Source organism: Caulobacter sp. DWR2-3-1b2 (assembly GCF_049896345.1).
Lineage (GTDB): Bacteria > Pseudomonadota > Alphaproteobacteria > Caulobacterales > Caulobacteraceae > Caulobacter.
The window spans coordinates 20,681-38,455 of sequence record NZ_JAFCUC010000011.1 but is presented as its reverse complement, the minus strand read 5'-3'; the positions used below and the strand labels follow the sequence as shown (position 1 = coordinate 38,455).

At 67.6% G+C, this 17,775-nt stretch carries 16 protein-coding genes; 9 read left to right on the top strand and 7 right to left on the bottom strand.

The genetic code is table 11. The annotated features are described in order from the left end of the window. Nucleotides 1-230: 230 nt before the first annotated feature. Nucleotides 231-434 (bottom strand): hypothetical protein, encoded by a 204-nt coding sequence (locus ACP694_RS19610; RefSeq protein WP_426015283.1) that lies wholly within the window; start codon nucleotides 432-434, stop codon nucleotides 231-233. A 342-nt stretch (nucleotides 435-776) separates the two neighbouring features. Between ACP694_RS19610 and uvrA the strand changes: the two genes are divergently transcribed. Beyond that, on the top strand, nucleotides 777-3,686 hold the full coding sequence (gene uvrA / locus ACP694_RS19605; RefSeq protein WP_426015281.1) for an excinuclease ABC subunit UvrA: 2,910 nt from the start codon (nucleotides 777-779) through the stop codon (nucleotides 3,684-3,686). 40 nt (nucleotides 3,687-3,726) lie between these two features. On the opposite strand, the gene ACP694_RS19600 is transcribed toward uvrA, so the two are convergent. Continuing rightward, entirely contained in the window at nucleotides 3,727-4,590 is an 864-nt protein-coding gene (locus ACP694_RS19600) for a hypothetical protein (RefSeq protein ID WP_426015279.1), read from the bottom strand. 5 nt (nucleotides 4,591-4,595) lie between these two features. Continuing rightward, nucleotides 4,596-5,507: a hypothetical protein gene (locus tag ACP694_RS19595; RefSeq protein ID WP_426015277.1), complete on the bottom strand. Its 912-nt coding sequence runs from the start codon at nucleotides 5,505-5,507 to the stop codon at nucleotides 4,596-4,598. 172 nt (nucleotides 5,508-5,679) lie between these two features. Here ACP694_RS19595 and ACP694_RS19590 point away from each other — a divergent pair, with 172 nt between their 5' ends. Then, the gene (locus ACP694_RS19590; RefSeq protein WP_426015275.1) at nucleotides 5,680-6,294 is read left to right on the top strand and encodes a glutathione S-transferase family protein; all 615 of its coding nucleotides are present in this window, start codon (nucleotides 5,680-5,682) and stop codon (nucleotides 6,292-6,294) included. Here the strand turns inward: ACP694_RS19590 and ACP694_RS19585 are convergent. Together ACP694_RS19585 and ACP694_RS19580 are read right to left on the bottom strand one after the other, a co-directional pair. Further along, nucleotides 6,291-7,163 carry a hypothetical protein gene (locus ACP694_RS19585; RefSeq protein WP_426015274.1) on the bottom strand — a complete coding sequence of 291 codons (873 nt, stop codon included), beginning with the start codon at nucleotides 7,161-7,163 and terminating at the stop codon, nucleotides 6,291-6,293. The genes ACP694_RS19590 and ACP694_RS19585 overlap by 4 nt on opposite strands. Next, nucleotides 7,160-7,942 carry a hypothetical protein gene (locus ACP694_RS19580; protein WP_426015272.1) on the bottom strand — a complete coding sequence of 261 codons (783 nt, stop codon included), beginning with the start codon at nucleotides 7,940-7,942 and terminating at the stop codon, nucleotides 7,160-7,162. Before ACP694_RS19580 ends, ACP694_RS19585 begins: the two co-directional genes overlap by 4 nt. Before the next feature lie 189 nt (nucleotides 7,943-8,131). Here ACP694_RS19580 and trmFO point away from each other — a divergent pair, with 189 nt between their 5' ends. Continuing rightward, complete coding sequence (gene trmFO, locus ACP694_RS19575) at nucleotides 8,132-9,571, top strand: methylenetetrahydrofolate--tRNA-(uracil(54)-C(5))-methyltransferase (FADH(2)-oxidizing) TrmFO (protein ID WP_426015271.1); 1,440 nt, start codon at nucleotides 8,132-8,134, stop codon at nucleotides 9,569-9,571. Between the two features lie 39 nt (nucleotides 9,572-9,610). Here the strand turns inward: trmFO and ACP694_RS19570 are convergent, their stop codons facing one another. Both ACP694_RS19570 and ACP694_RS19565 read right to left on the bottom strand, forming a co-directional pair. Continuing rightward, entirely contained in the window at nucleotides 9,611-10,402 is a 792-nt protein-coding gene (locus ACP694_RS19570) for a DUF1365 domain-containing protein (RefSeq protein WP_426015270.1), read from the bottom strand. Continuing rightward, a complete protein-coding gene (locus ACP694_RS19565; RefSeq protein WP_426015268.1) occupies nucleotides 10,399-11,793 on the bottom strand; it encodes an NAD(P)/FAD-dependent oxidoreductase in 1,395 nt (464 codons plus the stop codon). Before ACP694_RS19565 ends, ACP694_RS19570 begins: the two co-directional genes overlap by 4 nt. Nucleotides 11,794-12,040: 247 nt before the next feature. Here ACP694_RS19565 and ACP694_RS19560 point away from each other — a divergent pair, with 247 nt between their 5' ends. From ACP694_RS19560 to ACP694_RS19535, 6 genes are all read left to right on the top strand, one after another. Continuing rightward, entirely contained in the window at nucleotides 12,041-13,075 is a 1,035-nt protein-coding gene (locus tag ACP694_RS19560; RefSeq protein WP_426015267.1) for an SAM-dependent methyltransferase, read from the top strand. A 3-nt stretch (nucleotides 13,076-13,078) separates the two neighbouring features. Beyond that, complete coding sequence (locus ACP694_RS19555) at nucleotides 13,079-13,480, top strand: DUF2177 family protein (protein ID WP_426015266.1); 402 nt, start codon at nucleotides 13,079-13,081, stop codon at nucleotides 13,478-13,480. A gap of 64 nt (nucleotides 13,481-13,544) precedes the next feature. Next, complete coding sequence (locus tag ACP694_RS19550) at nucleotides 13,545-14,099, top strand: sigma-70 family RNA polymerase sigma factor (protein WP_426015264.1); 555 nt, start codon at nucleotides 13,545-13,547, stop codon at nucleotides 14,097-14,099. After that, nucleotides 14,096-14,818, top strand: a complete 723-nt coding sequence (locus ACP694_RS19545) for an anti-sigma factor (RefSeq protein WP_426015262.1) — start codon at nucleotides 14,096-14,098, stop codon at nucleotides 14,816-14,818. Before ACP694_RS19550 ends, ACP694_RS19545 begins: the two co-directional genes overlap by 4 nt. Nucleotides 14,819-15,163: 345 nt before the next feature. After that, nucleotides 15,164-16,522 carry an allantoate amidohydrolase gene (locus ACP694_RS19540; RefSeq protein ID WP_426015261.1) on the top strand — a complete coding sequence of 453 codons (1,359 nt, stop codon included), beginning with the start codon at nucleotides 15,164-15,166 and terminating at the stop codon, nucleotides 16,520-16,522. An 18-nt stretch (nucleotides 16,523-16,540) separates the two neighbouring features. Next, nucleotides 16,541-17,761, top strand: a complete 1,221-nt coding sequence (locus ACP694_RS19535) for a pyridoxal-phosphate-dependent aminotransferase family protein (RefSeq protein ID WP_426015259.1) — start codon at nucleotides 16,541-16,543, stop codon at nucleotides 17,759-17,761. Nucleotides 17,762-17,775: the final 14 nt, after the last annotated feature.

Genomic DNA, 17,775 nt, shown 5'->3' with positions numbered 1-17,775 from the left:
TCCGAGCCCACTGATCGTCCCGAAGAACTTCGCCTTCCAACACCGCCTCCAAAAAGCAGCGTTGAATCAGAACCGCCTCTCGATGGGAATCCTAAATCGTCACTACGGCCTAGAGCATTTCCCGACCTGACTGCGTCAGGCCGTGAGCTCTAATCTTTTGTTTTGAAGCATTCTTCTCCACGCGAACCGGAACCACTTCGCTCGAAAAATGCTCTAGACGCCTCTAAAGACTAGAAGCTCTGGGCGCTCAGGGCGACGATGGTCTTGAAGGCCCAGACGGTGACGGCGATGCAGATCAGCAGCGTCCAGACATCGGCCATGGCCGTGCGCGGCTTGGCGGCCTTGGCCGACTTGCCGCCTTTGCCGCTCTTGCCCTTGGCGGTCGCGGGCCCCGGAGCCTTGGCCACCGCCGTTTTCGCCGCCGCCTTGGCCAAGCTGGTCGCCCTCTAAGTCCGTGCCCGACGCGCGATCTACCGCCGTTAGACACCGCAGGTGCTGAAGGTCGCGCTTCCAAAGGCGGTTAAGTGAGGGTGAAGGGTGTCACCTTCCCCGGCGACCGGTTACGCGCGTCGCATTGTCGTCGCTGTCAGGTTGGGAAACTGCCAGTGGTGAGTTAGCCCCAAAGTGCTGCTGACATCTCCTGTCAGCAGCTCGCCCCCGCACAATCTTTGTTCGCATCCTGTTCTTGTGTTAATTGCGAGCGTAGCCCCTACATATAGCCGTCGCGTCGCGTCCTCCCCGCGACCCCAAACCTCGCCTCACGCGTTCCGGAAAACATGGCTGAACAACTGAACTTCATCCGCGTGCGCGGCGCGCGCGAGCACAATCTCAAGAACGTCAGCGTCGATATCCCGCGAGGCGAGCTCGTGGTGCTGACCGGCCTGTCAGGCTCGGGCAAGAGCTCGCTGGCGTTCGACACCATCTACGCCGAGGGCCAGCGGCGCTATGTCGAGAGCCTGTCGGCCTATGCCCGCCAGTTCCTGGAATTGATGAGCAAGCCGGATGTCGACCTGATCGAGGGCCTGTCGCCGGCCATCTCGATCGAGCAGAAGACCACCTCGCGCAACCCGCGCTCGACGGTGGGCACCGTCACCGAGATCCACGACTACATGCGCCTGCTGTGGGCGCGGGTCGGCGTACCCTATTCGCCGGCGACCGGCCTGCCGATCGAGAGCCAGACCATCAGCCAGATGGTCGACAAGATCACCGCCCTGCCCGAGGGCACGCGGCTCTATCTGCTCGCCCCCGTCGTTCGCGACCGCAAGGGCGAGTACAAGAAGGAGATCGCCGAGTGGCAAAAGGCTGGCTTCCAGCGGCTGAAGATCGACGGCGAATATTACCCGATCGAGGACGCGCCGGTTCTCGACAAGAAGTTCAAGCACCACATCGACGTGGTCGTGGACCGCATCGTCACCAAGCCCGGCATGGAACAGCGCCTGGCCGACTCCATGGAACAGGCGCTCCGTCTCGCCGATGGCCTCGCGGTCGCCGAGTGGGCCAATATCGAGAACGGCGAGAAGGAGCCGCGCCGGCTGCTGTTTTCCGAGCGCTTCGCCTGTCCGGTCAGCGGTTTCACGATTGCCGAGATTGAGCCGCGACTGTTCTCGTTCAACAATCCGGCGGGCGCCTGCCCGGCCTGCGATGGCCTGGGCGCGAAGCTGGCCTTCGACACCGACCTGGTGATCCCCGACAAGGACAAGACCCTGCACAAGGGCGCCGTGGCGCCGTGGTCGCGCGGCCCCTCGCCGCTCTACACCCAGACCCTGCAGGCCCTGGCCCGTCACTACGGCTTCTCGATGGACGAGCCCTGGCACAAGCTGCCGCAGAAGGCGCGCGACGTGGTGTTGCAGGGTTCGGGCGGCGACAAGATCAAGTTCGTTTACGACGACAACGCCCGCAAGTACGAGGTGGCCAAGCCCTTCGAGGGCGTGTTGCCGAACCTGGAGCGCCGCTGGCGCGAAACCGACAGCGCTTGGGTCCGTGAAGAACTCGGCCGCTACCAGTCCGACACCCCCTGCGAGGTCTGCCACGGCAAGCGCCTGAAGCCCGAGGCCCTGGCGGTGAAGATCGCCGGCATGGACATCGCCGATGTCTCCATGCTGGCCATCCGTCCGGCCAAGGACTGGTTCGCCAGCCTCGACGGCCAGCTGTCCGACAAGAACATGGAGATCGCCCGGCGGATCCTGAAGGAGATCAATGACCGCCTGCGGTTCCTGGTCGATGTGGGCCTGGACTACCTCAACCTGTCGCGCGGCTCGGGCACGCTTTCGGGCGGCGAGAGCCAGCGCATCCGCCTGGCCAGCCAGATCGGCAGCGGCCTGACCGGCGTGCTCTACGTGCTGGACGAGCCGTCGATCGGCCTGCATCAGCGCGACAACACCCGGCTGCTGCAGTCGCTGCAGGGCCTGCGCGACCTGGGCAATTCGGTGCTGGTGGTCGAGCATGACGAGGAGGCCATCATGACGGCCGACTATGTCATCGACATGGGCCCGGCGGCGGGCGTGCATGGCGGCGAGATCGTCGCCGAGGGCAAGCCTGCTGACATCATGGCCAATCCCAACAGCATTACCGGCCAATATCTGACCGGCGTGCGCGAGATCGCCGTGCCGGAAGAGCGTCGGCCGATCAACAAGAAGAAGATGCTGACGGTCATCGGCGCCACCGGCAACAATCTGAAAGGCGTCACGGGTTCGATTCCCGTGGGAACCTTCACCTGCATCACCGGCGTCAGCGGCGGCGGCAAGTCGACCTTCACGATCGAAACCCTTTACAAGGCCGCGGCGCGCCGCCTGAACAACGCCTCGGACGCGCCGGCCTCGCACGAGCGGATCGAGGGGCTGGAAAACTTCGACAAGGTCATCGATATCGACCAGTCGCCGATCGGCCGGACCCCGCGCTCGAACCCGGCCACCTATACCGGCGCCTTTGGCCCGATCCGCGACTGGTTCGCCCAACTGCCGGAGAGCAAGGCGCGCGGCTACGGCCCCGGCCGTTTCAGCTTCAACGTCAAGGGGGGCCGCTGCGAGGCCTGCCAGGGCGACGGCCTGATCAAGATCGAGATGCACTTCCTGCCCGACGTTTACGTCACCTGCGACGTCTGCAAGGGCAAGCGCTACAACCGCGAAACCCTCGACATCCTGTTCAAGGGCAAGACCATCGCCGAGGTGCTCGACATGACCGTCGAGGAGGCCGCAGAGTTCTTCAAGGCCGTGCCGCCGATCCGCGACAAGATGGAGACGCTCAAGCGCGTGGGCCTCAGCTACGTCAAGGTCGGCCAGCCGGCCACCACCCTGTCGGGCGGCGAGGCCCAGCGGGTGAAGCTGTCGAAGGAGCTCAGCAAGCGCGCCACCGGCCGCACGCTCTACATCCTCGATGAGCCGACCACCGGCCTGCACTTCGAGGACACCAAGAAGCTGCTGGAAGTGCTGCATGAGTTGGTTGACCAAGGCAACACCGTGGTGGTCATCGAGCACAATCTCGACGTGGTGAAGACCGCCGACTGGCTGCTGGACTTCGGCCCCGAGGGCGGCGACGGCGGCGGCGAGATCGTCGCCGTGGGCTCACCCCAGGACGTCGCCAAGGTCGAGGCCTCGTGGACCGGGCGATACCTCAAGGGCGTGCTGGCCCGCCACGAGGAGCGGCGGCTGGAGCGAGTGGCCGCGCTGAAGAAGAGCAAGCGGGCCTAGGCGCTTGCGGCGCGCGGCCGCCAAGCTCGGCGGTTGAGCTTCAGTCGAAGGCCGCCGCCAGTTCCAGCGCCCGATCGCCGGCCAGCGCCCTGTAGAGCGCCGCGCTCGTCGTGGCTTGGAGGATGATCCCCAGGCCGAAGAGCAGCCCCTGCAAGAGCAGGAAGGCTAGCTGCACGGGTTGAAACGCCGACTTCAACACGAAGTCCCAGGCGCCGAAGGTGGACCAGTTGAGAACGGGGACCGCCTGGGCCAGCCGGCTGAGGCCGATATTGGCGCCGACGCCCACCAGCAACGCCGCCGTCATGGCCAGCATGTAAAGGCCAAAAACCTTCCCGCGCCGGGTCGCCGTCAGACGCCATGCCTTGCGCAATCCGATCCGGCCCTCTTGCACAGCCATCGGACCCGCCAGCCACAATCGACTGGCCAGCCAGAACGTCGCCAAGACGCCCACCGCCATGCCGCTCCACATCCATCCGTCCAACGCCTGTTCGCCGCTGCTCCCGGCGACGCCGGCAGCGACCAGCATGACCAGGAGGACAATCAGGGCGGCCGGCACGATCAGCAGCCACAGCACGAAGAGACGCGCCTCGTCGCCGCCCAGTGACAGGCGCAGGCCCCGGCCAGCATCGGACGCCTGGTCTCTCACGATCGCCGCACCGACGATCGCGATTACCAGGCCAACCACCAGCGCCATCGCCAACGCCGCCAACAGGGGCCCCGTAACCCGCGAGGCGCCGAACGTCGAGAGCCAGTAGTGGCTGTTGACGACGACAGCCACGCGGCCGCCGACGCTGACCAGCGTTCCCGTCAGCGCCAGGCCAAGAGCCGCTACGGGCCGGCGGCGCAACAAATCCAGCGGCGCCAGGGCGACCCGGACAAAATGGAAATCTCCCGGGGCCGTCACGTCGATCAGGCGAAGGTGTCGGATACGTTGCGACCGCGCAACTGCGCGTAGATCGTCGGGGCGGGGGCGAAGACGATCAGCAGCACCAGGATCGACAACAGGCCCGAGAACAGGGTCCGCACGATGCCCGCCGGCGTGAAGAAGGCCGACATCGAGCTCATGTCTGGATTGAAGGCCGCGCTCATCGCCGAAATCCCGCCGCCCAGGCTGGCGCCGATCACCGCGATGATCACCAGCAGCAGCAGGTAAACGACGATCGCCAGGATCAGGGAGACGACATAGGCGCCCAGCAGCGGCCAGAACTTGCCCTTGGTCAAGTCCCACGAACCGCGGATGTCGATCTTGCCGGTGTCGAACGCCAGGGCGCCCGCGAACGACAGGCGCACGGCCAGCACCAGCAGGAAGCAGAGCGCGGCGATCCCCAGGAGCAGCCCCAGACCCACGCCCAAGGGGGCCCCGCCGATCGCCGCGCCCAGACCGCCGATCAGGGCCACGACGACGACTAGGGCGAGATAGACCGCGAAGATGATCAGATTGACCAGGATCAGCACCACGGCCTGACGGAACTCATCGGCGCCCAGGCGCAGATAGGCGCCGGCGCTGTCCTGCGGGCGCAGCACCAGGCGGTTCAAGCCGGTCAGCAACACAGAATAGACCGCCAGGCTGTAGACGACCGAGAACAGGAACAGCGGCCACATGCCCTCCATGGCCTTGAAGGTGGCGGCCGGGTCGCCGCCGGGCTCGGCGCCCAGATCCACCATCGCCGCCATCTGCGGCCCGGCCAGCTTGATGGCGCCGATGCTGACGATCAACGAGGCGACGGTCATCAACACCGCCCAGACGCCCACGGTCTTCAGGTGTTCGCGCACCAGGCGAAAGCCCGAGAGCGCCGCGTCCGTGGCCGAGAACTGTTGCATGGCGCTGCCCCTCGCTGGCGTCGTGATCCGGGATCACGCCTAACAAGGTTCGGGGGCCGGCGACAGTCCCGCCGACGCAATTCGCGAGCCACCTCTTGCATGAGCGGCCGCGCAGCCTCTAACGTTTGTTTGAAAGTGGCCGAAAACAGGTCGCGACTGGAGGAAACGGCCGATGAAGCTCTATGGCGAAGCCAACCCGGCGCCCAACCCGCGCCGGGTGCGGATGTTCCTGGCCGAGAAAGGCGTGGACCTGCCAGAAATCCGCGTTGCGCTGCGGAAAGGCGAGCACAAGACGGCCGAGCACAAGGCCCGAAACTCGCTGGGCCAGGTGCCGGTGCTGGAGCTCGACGACGGCCAGACGATCAGCGAGAGCGTCGCCATCTGCCGCTATCTGGAGGCCCTGCACCCGACGCCGCCGATGTTTGGATCCTGCGCCCTGACCCAGGCCCAGGTCGATATGTGGGTGCGGCGGATCGAGTTCCAGATCATGTCACCGGTGGCGATGTACTGGCGTCACGCCCATCCGCTGACCGCGTCGCTGTTGGCGCAGAACAACGACTTCGGCGAGTCCAACAAGCCGATCGTCGGCAAATCCATGCTGTGGCTGGACCGCGAGCTGGCCGACGGCCGGCCGTGGATCGCCGGCGAGGCCTATGGCATGGCCGACATCGTCGCCCTGACCACGATCGACTTCGCCGGCTTCATCGGGTTGGAGGTTCCCGACGAGGCCTCGGCGCTGAAGGCCTGGCGGGACCGCGCGTCGGCCCGGCCCAGCGCGGCGGCCTAAGCCGCCACTACCGCCACCGGCTCGCTGGCGTGCAGGTCGTGATAGGCGCGAGCCGGGGCGGCGGTCAGGATCACCATCTGGACGGTGAAGAAGAACGGGGCCAGCAGCATGTTGGCCAGGCCGGTCAGGGCCAGCATCACCACGTTGGTGATCCCGCCCGACAGCCCCAGGATCAGGCCCGCGACGACGGTCTGGGCCACGCCGACCAAGATGGTGATGATCACCGCCAGGCCGTACATCCACAGCAGCTGCCAGAAGTGGCGATCCGTCAGGGCCCAGGTCCGCCGCAGGTCGAGCCGGCCTTCGGCGAAGGTGGTGATCGACAGCAGCGACAGGCGAATGCCGAACCAGATCGACAGCCCCGCCACGGCGATCGTCCCCAGCACCTCGACCCAGCGATTGGTTTCCACCGCGCCCAGGCTGATCAGACCGGAGCCAATCAGCACCAGCAGCGCGCTGGGAAGGGCGGTGACGACCAGGGTCACCGCCCAGCCGACCAGGGCGACGACGAACTGCCGCGCCTCTTGCTTGCCGATCCGCATGTAGGCCAGGCCATGATCGTCCGGCCGAACCACTGCCCGCATGATCGCCACGGTGATCACCGACTGCAGCGCAACGGCCAAGGCGATCAGGGGCAGCAGGGTGCCCTTACGGCGGGCGACGATATCGACCCACTCGCGCAGGTCGTTGGTCCGCTGCAGCAGGGCCAGGTCGGCGCGCACCGAGCCGCCGAACGCGAAGGCCACCACCAGGCCCAGCAGGACCAGCATCGCGAAATAACAGGCCGCCCAGGCCAGCACCACGAGCGGCTTGCGGCGCGTCATGCGGACCCCTTCGAGCGCGGCTTCGACGGGCGAGAAGGTGGTCATGGCGCGAGAGTTCCAAGGGTCGTGGCGGGGGCTGCCTGGTGTCGATAGACATCGACCAGCGCAACCGTCCAGACCGGGATGACATAGAAAAACAGCACGAGCAGTTCGATCAGGTCGGGGATGGGTCCGGCGGGTAAAACGCGAGTGAGCGGGATCACCAGGATCGCCGCCGGCGCCATCAGCGCCAGGCCTGCCGCCGCCAGGCGCGGAACCGCGCCGCGCGTGCGGCCAAAGGCGCTGAGCACCTGCACCGCCCCCGCCTCGATCGTCGCGGCGGGGGCAAGAGACAGACGCAGAAACAGCCAGGCCAGCAGGATCGCCGACAGCAGAGGCGGCAGGCTGGCGGGGATCGCCCCTGGACCCGACAAGGCCGCGCGCCAGGCGTCTAGCGACCCGTTGTCAAAGCCTGGGGCGTTGCTGCGCGCCACCCCCACGGCCACCGCGCCGATGATCACCAGCAGGACGGCCCCGACCACCGCGAGGATCACCAGAGACAGCAGGAAGACCGCTGAGAGCCGCCATTCCTCGCGCCCCCAGCGCAGGCCATGCCAGCCGCCGGGCCCGGCGAGCAGCACGCGATAGACCGCGCTGCTGCCCAGCACGATCGCGGCGAAGATGATCATGGGCGTCAGCGCGGACAGACTAGGCGGCAGGAAGCGCGACGCCAGCGCCAACCCCGCGCCTGCAACCAGCGCCGCCCAGCAAGACCGCAAGGCCGGGGCCCATCCGGCCAGCCCGGCCCGGACAGTCCGTTCGATCCCCGCGCTCGCCTCGCCCATAAAGCCCCTCTCTTGTTCGCGACCCGCGCGAACCCGTCAACGCGCAGACCCTAAGCCGTTCGCCCCCGGCTTGGCGACGAGTCGCGCCAGGTGTCACGCTGAATTTCCGGGGACGTGGCCCCGGCGCCTCGCCCGTCCAATGCCACACGCCGGTTTCGCCGGGCGACAGGCGGGGGTAAGAGGGCGCCCATGAGCACGCCCCCTCCTTCCCTCTCCCCCATCCACGTCATCGGCGGCGGCCTGGCCGGGTCCGAGGCCGCCTGGCAGATCGCCCAGGCCGGCGTCCCGGTGATCCTGCACGAGATGCGGCGCGACCTGCCCTCAAGCAGCGAAGCGGTAGGGCCAACAAAAGTGCGTACCGACGCCCATCACACCGATGGCCTGGCCGAGATGGTCTGTTCCAACTCGTTCCGCTCGGACGACTGGCAGTTCAACGCCGTGGGACTGCTGCACGCCGAGATGCGCCGGCTGGACTCGCTGATCCTGTCGGCCGCCGACCAGCACCAGGTGCCGGCCGGCGGCGCCTTGGCCGTTGACCGCGACGGCTTCTCGGCCGAGGTCACCCGCCGCATCGAAGCCCACCCCCTGATCACCATCGTCCGCGAGGAGGTCGCCGGCCTGCCGCCGCAGGACTGGGACAGCGTGGTCGTCGCGACCGGCCCCCTCACCTCGCCCGCCCTGGCCGACGCCATCCTGGAGCTCAGCGGCGAAGGCCAGCTGAGCTTCTTCGACGCCATCGCACCGATCATCCACGTCGAGTCGATCGACATGGACATCGCCTGGCGCCAGTCGCGCTACGACAAGGAAGGCCCCGGCGGCGACGCGGCCGCCTATATCAACTGCCCGATGGACAAGGCCCAGTACGAGGCCTTCATCGACGCCCTGATCGAGGGGCCCAAGGCCGAGTTCAAGGATTGGGAGCATGTGCCCTATTTCGACGGCTGCCTGCCGATCGAGGTGATGGCCGAGCGCGGCCGCGAGACCCTGCGCCACGGCCCGATGAAGCCAGTGGGCCTGACCAATCCGCGCGATCCGTTGGTCAAGTCCTATGCCATCGTTCAACTGCGCCAGGACAATGCGCTGGCCACCCTGTGGAACATGGTGGGCTTCCAGACCAAGCTGAAGCACGGCGCCCAGGCCGAGGTGTTCCGGATGATCCCGGCCCTGGCCAACGCCCAGTTCGCCCGGCTGGGCGGCCTGCACCGCAACACCTTCATCAACAGCCCGCGCCTGCTGGACCGCTCCCTGCGGATGAAGGTCGCCCCGCGCCTGCGCTTCGCCGGACAGATGACCGGCGTCGAGGGCTATGTCGAAAGCGCCGCCACGGGTCTGCTGGCTGGCCGCTTCGCCGCCGCCGAGCGGCTGGGCCAGACACTGGAAGCCCCTCCCCCCACCACCGCGCTGGGCGCCTTGGTCGACCACGTGACCGGCGGTCACATCGAGGGCGAGGCGCTGGGCAAGACCAGCTTCCAACCGATGAACATCAATTACGGCCTGCTGCCGCCGATGGAGACCCCCAAGATCGGCGACGACGGCGTCAAGATCCCGCTGAAGGAACGCGGCCGGGCGAAGAAGCGGCTGATGAGCCTGCGGGCGCTTGCGGATCTGGAGGGGTGGATCGCCGGCTAGGCTTCGCTAGGAACGGGGACACACACTCATCCCACGATTTCAGCCAGCGTGGCCCAGGCCGTGGGATGAGTGTGTGTCCCCAGTCTTTGCCGCAACCTTCTTTGGCCCAGGCAACAACCGAAAACCCTTGAGCACCATCTTCACCGCTTCCCAGTGGATCGCGGCCAGAACGCCGGCCACCTGCCAGGGGTGGGTAGCCACCGCCCGCAACAGCGCTCGGTCGGTCAGTTCGCGCCGCTCGCCGGCGAAGCTGGCGGCCAGCAGCAGGCCCGCCTCGTCATGCACCGTGACCCCCACGCCCACCCGGTTCCCCGGCGGCAACAGGTCAAACTGGTAGTCCAGGTCCATCGGCATGAACGGCGACACATGGAAGCCCTTGCCGCAAGCCTGGCGCACGCGCTCGTCGGGCGAGGCCTCGACCGGCAGCACATAGTCGTGGCGCTCGCCAAAGGTATTGCGCACGGCGTGGATCGTCGCCGCCAGCCGGCCGTCGCGGTCATGGCAGAAATAGACGCTGAGCGGGTTGAAGCCCTTGCCCAGCAGGCGCGGCATGCACAGCAGGGTGATCCGCCCACCACCCAGATCGAAACCGGCCTCCGCCAGCTTGGCCTCGATCTGGGGCCGCAAGGGCGCTCGGACCTTGCCGGCGAAGTCGCGGTCGTGGAGCGACACCAGATTCCAGCCATTGTGCGTGAATAGTTTCAGACGGCTCGCCAGCGTGTCCAGCTCATCAAGATCCAGCGCCAGCATGAAGACGCGATAGTCCAGTCGATGACGCCGGGGTCTCATCCGCCCGTGGGCGACGACGCCGCTGTAAAGCGCCGATCTCACGCCACCACTCTGAACGAGGGCGGCGCCGCGCTGGCGACCGCCGAGACGAAAATCCGGCCCGACGGGTTGGGGGTCAGCCAGGGGCGATGGACGCCGCCCAACTGTTCGGCGACGGCAAGGCCGGCTTGCAGGCCGTCCTCGTGAAAGCCCGATCCAAAATAGGCGCCGGCAAACCAGGTGCGGTTGGCTCCCTGCAACGACCACAGGGTACGCTGGGCGGTCATCGCTGGTCCGTCGAACAGCGGGTGCTCGTAGGTCTGGTCATGCAGCGTGGACGCCAGGGCCGGGTCCCGCGCCGGGTTGAGCGAGAGGAAGAAGGGGTCGGCGGCCGGGGCGCCGTCCTTGGCCAGGGGCTGAAGGCGGTTCATCCAGTAGGTGACCCCGCCCTCGCCGTCGCCGCCACGCAGGCCGACATGGTTCCAGCTGGCCCAGGCGGCCTTGCGGCGCGGCATCAGCTTGGCGTCGCGATGCAGCACCGCGCGGTTCTTGCTGTAACGGAAAGCGCCGAGCAACCGCCGTTCCTCGGCCCCCGGCTGGACCAGCATGTCCAGGGCCTGGTCGGCATGGGCGGCGATCACCACCTGGTCGAAGCGTCTGCTCTGGCCGGCGACGTCCTCGATCGTGACGCCGTCCGGGCCGCGCAGGATGTGGCGCACCGGCCGGCTGGTCAGCACCTCACCGTCGAAGTCTGCCAGCATGCGGTCCACATAGGCCCGGCTGCCGCCGACCACCGTCCGCCAGATCGGCCGCTTGTCGACCGGCAGCATCAGGCCGTGATTGTCGAAGAACCGCAGCAGCGAGGCGGCGGGAAATTCCCGGATGTCGCGCAGCGTGGTCGACCAGATGGCGGCGGCCTGGGGCAGCAGGTGATCTTCCTGGAAGGCTTGGCCAAAGCCCTGGGCCCTGAGATAATCGGCCAGGCCGCACAGCCCGCCGGCCTCCAGCCCCGAAGCTTCCAGCGCCGCCACGTCCCGCGTCCCGGCCCGATAGAAGCGGGTGACGTCGAGCAGCATCTTCAGGAAGCGCGGGTTGAACAGGTTGCGCTTCTGGGCCAGCAGGTTGGTGCTGCTATATTCCAGCGCGCCGTTGTCGAGTGACACCCCGAACGACATGTCGCTGGCGGCGGTCGGGACGCTCAGGTGAAGAAACAGCGCCGTCAGGTTGGGATAGTTGGGCTCGTTATAGACGATGAAGCCGGTGTCGACCGCCACGCCCTCGATCTCGACGGTGTTGGCATGACCTCCGACGCGCGGCGCGGCTTCGTAGAGGGTGACGTCGTGACGCTTGGCCAGCAGCCAGGCCGCCGACAGGCCGGAGATGCCGCCGCCGACCACGGCGATATTCAGACGTTCGGCGGCGTGCGGCACGTTCAGCTCCCGGAAACGCGCCATGGCGGCGCTGTCTTCCCAAATACGGTGTCACTGAAGGTTTGGACGCGCGAATTCGTCGCCGCATCCAACGCGCTCCCGCGCCCGTACCTGCATACGTCTAGGCGATTCGCGCGTGCGGGCCGTCGGACGGGGAGTAGAAGTGATGACGACGACGTCGCCCTTGGAACGGGCCGCGGAGGCGAGCGACCGTGATCGCGCCCCGAAACAGGCTCCGATAGCAGCGGGCCCCGCGCGGCCAAGCGTGCGCATGGGCCTGGTCAAGGCGGCGATCCACGCCTTCGAGGACGCGCCTATCCCGGACGTCGTGGCGCGCGCCGCGATCAACATGCTGGTCGGCGGCGCCCGGCGGCGGCTAACTGGCGCAGATCCCGACTTCGACGAGGCCTTCGCCCGCGAGATGCGCGATTGGCCGATCGCCGTGAACACCGACGAGGCCAACGCCCAGCATTACGAGCTGCCCGCCGCATTCTTCGAGTGCGTACTCGGCCCCAATCTGAAATATTCCAGCGGTCTCTATCCCCCTGGCGCCAAGACCCTGGCCGAGGGCGAAACCGCCGCCTTGCGTGAGACCGAGGAGCACGCTGACCTGCGCGATGGCCAGGACGTGCTGGAGCTGGGCTGCGGCTGGGGTTCGCTGTCGCTGTGGATGGCCGAGCGGTTTCCGGGCTCGCGCATCACCTCGGTGTCGAACTCGGCCTCGCAACGCGCCTTCATCGAAGCCCGGGCCCGCGATCGCGGTTTGACCAATCTGACGATCGTCACCGCCGACATGAACGTCTTCAAGACCGACCAGCGCTTCGACCGCGTGGTCTCGGTGGAGATGTTTGAGCACATGTCCAACTGGCGCGCCCTGCTGGCCAAGGTGAACCGCTGGTTGCGGCCGGACGGACTGCTGTTCCTGCACGTCTTTTCGCACAAGGCCACGCCTTACAGGTTCGACGTCGATGACCCGTCCGACTGGATCGCGCAATATTTCTTCACCGGCGGAGTGATGCCCAGCCACGACCTGATCCGCCAGTTCCCCGACCTGTTCACCGTGGACATGAACTGGCGCTGGAACGGGTCCCACTACGCCCGAACCGCCCGGCAGTGGCTGGAAAATTTCGACGCCCATCGCGCCGAGATCGATCCGGTGCTGGAAGAGGTCTACGGTTCCGACGCCACGGTCTGGCGGCGGCGCTGGCGGCTATTCTTCATGGCCACCGCCGGACTGTTTGGCTATCATGGCGGCGAGGAATGGGGCGTCAGTCACTATCGCTTGCGGCCCGTCTCGAGAGGTTAGAGCATGATCCGCTACGCCCTGAGCTATCTGGCCGCCGCCGCCACCTTCCTGGTGCTGGACATGGCCTTCCTGACCTTCAGCGTTGGCCGCGTGTACAAGCCCCACATCGGCCACCTGATGGCCGACAAGGTGGCCCTGGGGCCAGCGGCGGCCTTCTATCTGATCTACATCGCCGCGATCCTGCTGCTGGCCATCATCCCCGCCGCCAAGAGCGGAAGCTGGAGCCAACTTCTGACCAGCGCGGCGATCTTCGGTTTTGCCGCCTACGCCACCTACGACCTGACCAATCAGGCGACGCTGAAGGGCTGGTCCAGTTTCGTGACCGGTGTCGATCTGGCCTGGGGGACCTTCGTGACCACCGCCGCCGCCAGCGCCGGCTATCTCGTCGCGCGGCATACGCGCTGAGATTGCTTCGCCACTAAGGCCGTGCGACCGTCGGTCGCACGCGAGTCCGAGGGGCAACCGATTAATGGACGTAGAAACCAGCCGGGCCTTGCTTTCGCGCGCCATTGCGCGGATCGCCAATCGCGACAATGACGCGCTCAAATACGTCTACCGACATACATCCGCGAAACTGTTCGGCGTCGTCCTCCGTATCTTGAACGACCGCGAGGAGGCGGAAGACGTGCTCCAGGATGTTTATCTGACGGTATGGAACAAGGCCGACCGCTTCGATCCGGAGCGCGCCAGCCCGATCACCTGGCTGGTGACCATGGCTCGCAACCGGGCCATCGACCGGCTTCGCGCCCGAGGCGGCCGGGTCATGGCCGGCGTCGACGAGGCCGAGGCCTTGCCCGACACCGCCCCCCTGGCCTCGACCCTGATCGAGGCCGACGAGGACAAGGCGCGGCTAAATGGCTGCATCGACGCCCTTGACCCCAAGCACGCCAGCGTGGTGCGCACGGCCTTCTTCGAGGGCTTGACCTATGACGCCCTGGCCCAGGCCGTGGGCGTGCCGCTGGGCACCATGAAAAGCTGGATCCGGCGCGCCCTGATCAACCTTCGCGCGTGTCTCGAAGCATGACCGACATCGAAACCCCCGTCACCGAGGGCGAACGCCCCTTCGCCGGCGAATACGTGCTGGGCGTGCTGGACGCCGTCGAGCGCGCAGAGGCCGAGCGCCGCGTCACCGCCGAACCCGCCTTCGCCCGCGCCGTGCAGTGGTGGGAAAACCACCTCGTCCCGCTGGCGGCCGAGATCGCTCCCGTGCAGCCTTCGGTCGGGCTGTGGCCGCGGATTTCCAACCTGGTCGGCGACGTCGCCCGGCCCAGCGCCTGGAACAATGTCGCCGTGTGGCGCGGCGTGTCGGCCGGGGCGGCGGCCCTGGCGGCCGCCTGCCTGGTCATCGTCGCCCTGCCCAAGCCCGCGCCGCCAGTGGTCGCGCCAGCGCCGGTCGTGGTCCAGGCCGCCGAGGTGGCGGTGATCGGCGACCCGACCACCAAGGCCCCGCGCCTGGTCGCCACCCTGGACCACGCGACACAGCAGCTTGTGCTGACCCCGGTCAGCCTGACCATGCCGACCGGCCGCGACGCCGAGCTGTGGATCATCCCCGAGGGCGCCGCGCCGATCTCGCTGGGCGTTATCCCAACCGGCGCCGCCAAGCGCATCGCGGTTCCCGCCGGGCTGAAGGCCGGGGGGGTCTATACCGCCACCCTGGCCGTCACCGACGAACCGCTGGGCGGCTCGCCGTCGGGGGCTCCGACCGGGTCGGTCCGCGCTGCGGGCAAGTTCGTTCGGGCTTAGCAACCTAGGTCCTCCCCCTGTGGGGGAGGTGATCGCGCAGCGATCGGTGGGGGCAGTTTTAGGGGCGTCGATCGGGCGCGCGGTTAGGGCGCATCACTCCCCCCTCCCTCGGCTTCGCCGACACCTGCCCCACAGGGGGAGGATTTGCGCGCCGAGCCCTATGCCAGCAAGGCCTGTCGCTCGCTAAGTAAGTGGTTTATGACTTATCGCTGGGCGCCGGTCACCGGGACTGGCGCGTGGCGATGCATCCGTCATGGATCGCCGGCCAGGACGAACTTCTCAATGAGGAAGCCGGGTCCAGGCTGCTAGAACGATGACATGACGGAGGGTTTGGGGAAAGACCGCTTGTCCGAGGGCTGGCAGATCGGCGTGAGGGCCAAGGCTCGCTGCGACCTGATGGGCGTCGCGCCCTTCAGCGAAGCCGAAAACATGCTCGTTCGCCGATTCCTGACCCCCGCCCATGACGAAGCCCTGAAGACCCTGGCCTTCTGGATGGACGAGGCGGGCATGAGCGCCCGTCGCGACACCGCCGGCAATCTAATCGGTCGCTATGAGGGCGAGACCCCAAATGCCCCGGCCCTGCTGATCGGCTCTCACATCGATAGCGTCCGCAACGGCGGACGCTATGACGGGGCGCTGGGCGTGATGCTGGGCGTCGACCTGGTCGAGGCCTTGAGCGTCGCCGGCCGCCGCCTGCCCTTCGCCGTCGAGGTCATCGCGTTTGGCGACGAAGAGGGCTCGCGCTTTCCCGCCTCGATGACCTGCAGCCGCGCCGTGGCCGGAACCGTCGATCCCAGCATCATGGAGATGACCGACGGCGAGGGTGTCAGCCTGGCCGAGGCCTTCGCGGCCTTCAGCCTGGACCCCACGCGTCTGGAAGAGGCCGCGCGCCGGCCCGGCGAGGTGTTCGCCTTTCTGGAGGCCCATATCGAGCAGGGCCCGGTGCTGGAGGCCGAGGGCCTGGCCCTGGGCGTTGTTACCGCCATCGCCGCTCAGAAGCGGTTGATGGTGAGGTTCACGGGCATGGCGGGTCACGCCGGCACCACGCCGATGAGCCTGCGCAAGGACCCCGGCCCCGCCGCCGCCGAGGCGATCCTGGCGCTGGAGCGGATTTGCGCGGGAGGGCGAGATGGCCTGGTCGGCACCGTGGGTCGGATCACCGCCCTGCCCGGCGCCTTCAACGTCATTCCCGGCGCGGTGGAATATTCCATGGATATCCGGGCCGAGCTCACCGCGACGCGCGACGCGGCCGCGACAGCCGTCACCGCCGAGATCAACGCCATCGCCGCGCGGCGCGGGCTGGAAGTGTCGGTCACCCTGATGCAGGACCTGGCCGCCAGCCCTTGCGACGCTGGCTTGACGGCCCTGCTTGAAGACGCCGTCGCCGCGACGGGCCAGCCGCCGCGCCGCCTGCCCAGCGGGGCGGGCCATGACGCCATGGTGATGACAGACCTTTGCCCCACCGCCATGCTGTTCATCCGCTGCGAAGGCGGGATCAGCCACAACCCGCGCGAGGCCGTCACCGAGGCTGACTGCGCCTTGGCGGCGCAAGCGATGTTGGGGTTCGTGGAACGCCTGGCGACCCAATTTTCCCTGTCATCCCGGACGAGCGCGCAGCGCGATGATCCGGGACCGACGCCTGAGCGCCGCGCTTCCGGCGGTCCCGGATCTGCCCCCGGCTTTCGCCGGGGTTGTCCGGGATGACAAGCTTTGAGCAATGACATGAACACCTTCGGCGAACTCGACCACCCGCCCCGCCTGCTGATGGGTCCCGGCCCGATCAACGTGCATCCCCGCGTGCTGCGGGCCATGTCGGTGCAACTGCTCGGGCAGTTCGACCCGGAATTCACAACCTACATGAACGAGACAATGGCGCTGTACCGCCAGGTCTTCCAGACGACCAACCGCCAGACCTTCCTGATCGACGGCACGTCGCGCGCGGCCATCGAGGCGGCCCTGGTCTCGGTGCTGGCGCCGGGCGACGACGTGGTGATCGTCAATGCCGGCCGCTTTGGCCTGCTGCTGTCGGAGATCGCGCAGCGCTGCGACGCCAAGGTCACGACGGTCGAGGGCGAGTGGGGCGCGGTGGTCGATCCACAGGCAGTGGAGGACGCCGTCAAGCGCGTGCGTCCGCGCCTGGTGGCCTGCGTGCACGGCGACACCTCCACCACCATGGCCCAGCCCCTGGAAGCCATCGGCGAAATCTGTCGGCGCTACGACGCCCTGCTCTATGTCGACGCCACAGCGACCCTGGCCGGCATGAGCGTTCCGGTCGACGCCTGGCACGCAGACATCGTCACGGCCGGCCTGCAGAAGTGCCTGGGCGGCCCCTCCGGCTCGGCCCCGATCACCATCTCCGACCGCGCCGCCGAGCATATCTTCAGCCGTCGCCACGTCGAGGCCGGGATCGCCACGGCGGGCGCGGTCAGCGGTAACGGCCGCCGCATCGCCTCCAACTATTTCGACCTGGCGATGATCATGGACTACTGGTCCGACAAGCGCCTGAACCACCACACCGAGGCCGCCTCGATGCTGTATGCGGCCCGCGAATGCGCCCGCGTGGCGCTTGAGGAAGGGCTGGAAGCCCGCTTCGCCCGCCACGCCCAGGCGGGCGCGGCCGTGGTCGCCGGGGTCGAGGCGCTGGGGCTCACCGTCTACGGCGACAAGGCCCACAAGATGACCAATGTCACCGGCGTCCGGATCCCGGCGGGGGTCGATGGCGACCGGGTGCGGGCCCGGATGCGCACCGACTTCGAGATCGAGATCGGCACGGCGTTTGGGCCGCTGACGGGCAAGATCTGGCGGATCGGGGCGATGGGGGTCAATGCGCGGAAGTACGCTGTGCTGACGACCCTGGCGGCGCTGGAAGCGGTGCTGCGGGGCGAGGGGTTCGGGTTTGTGGCCGGGGCCGGGGTGGATGCGGCATTGGGGGTTTACGCATGATCCTCCCCCCTCAG

Excerpts from the sequence above, each read along its gene's own strand:
- ACP694_RS19555 (WP_426015266.1), top strand. The coding sequence starts at position 13,079 with ATGATCCGCTACGCCCTGAGCTATCTGGCCGCCGCCGCCACCTTCCTG.
- ACP694_RS19560 (WP_426015267.1), top strand. The coding sequence starts at position 12,041 with ATGGGCCTGGTCAAGGCGGCGATCCACGCCTTCGAGGACGCGCCTATC.
- ACP694_RS19565 (WP_426015268.1), bottom strand. The coding sequence starts at position 11,793 with ATGGCGCGTTTCCGGGAGCTGAACGTGCCGCACGCCGCCGAACGTCTG.
- ACP694_RS19590 (WP_426015275.1), top strand. The coding sequence starts at position 5,680 with ATGAAGCTCTATGGCGAAGCCAACCCGGCGCCCAACCCGCGCCGGGTG.
- uvrA (WP_426015281.1), top strand. The coding sequence starts at position 777 with ATGGCTGAACAACTGAACTTCATCCGCGTGCGCGGCGCGCGCGAGCAC.
- ACP694_RS19585 (WP_426015274.1), bottom strand. The coding sequence starts at position 7,163 with ATGACCACCTTCTCGCCCGTCGAAGCCGCGCTCGAAGGGGTCCGCATG.
- trmFO (WP_426015271.1), top strand. The coding sequence starts at position 8,132 with ATGAGCACGCCCCCTCCTTCCCTCTCCCCCATCCACGTCATCGGCGGC.
- ACP694_RS19535 (WP_426015259.1), top strand. The coding sequence starts at position 16,541 with ATGAACACCTTCGGCGAACTCGACCACCCGCCCCGCCTGCTGATGGGT.
- ACP694_RS19580 (WP_426015272.1), bottom strand. The coding sequence starts at position 7,942 with ATGGGCGAGGCGAGCGCGGGGATCGAACGGACTGTCCGGGCCGGGCTG.
- ACP694_RS19545 (WP_426015262.1), top strand. The coding sequence starts at position 14,096 with ATGACCGACATCGAAACCCCCGTCACCGAGGGCGAACGCCCCTTCGCC.
- ACP694_RS19595 (WP_426015277.1), bottom strand. The coding sequence starts at position 5,507 with ATGCAACAGTTCTCGGCCACGGACGCGGCGCTCTCGGGCTTTCGCCTG.
- ACP694_RS19550 (WP_426015264.1), top strand. The coding sequence starts at position 13,545 with ATGGACGTAGAAACCAGCCGGGCCTTGCTTTCGCGCGCCATTGCGCGG.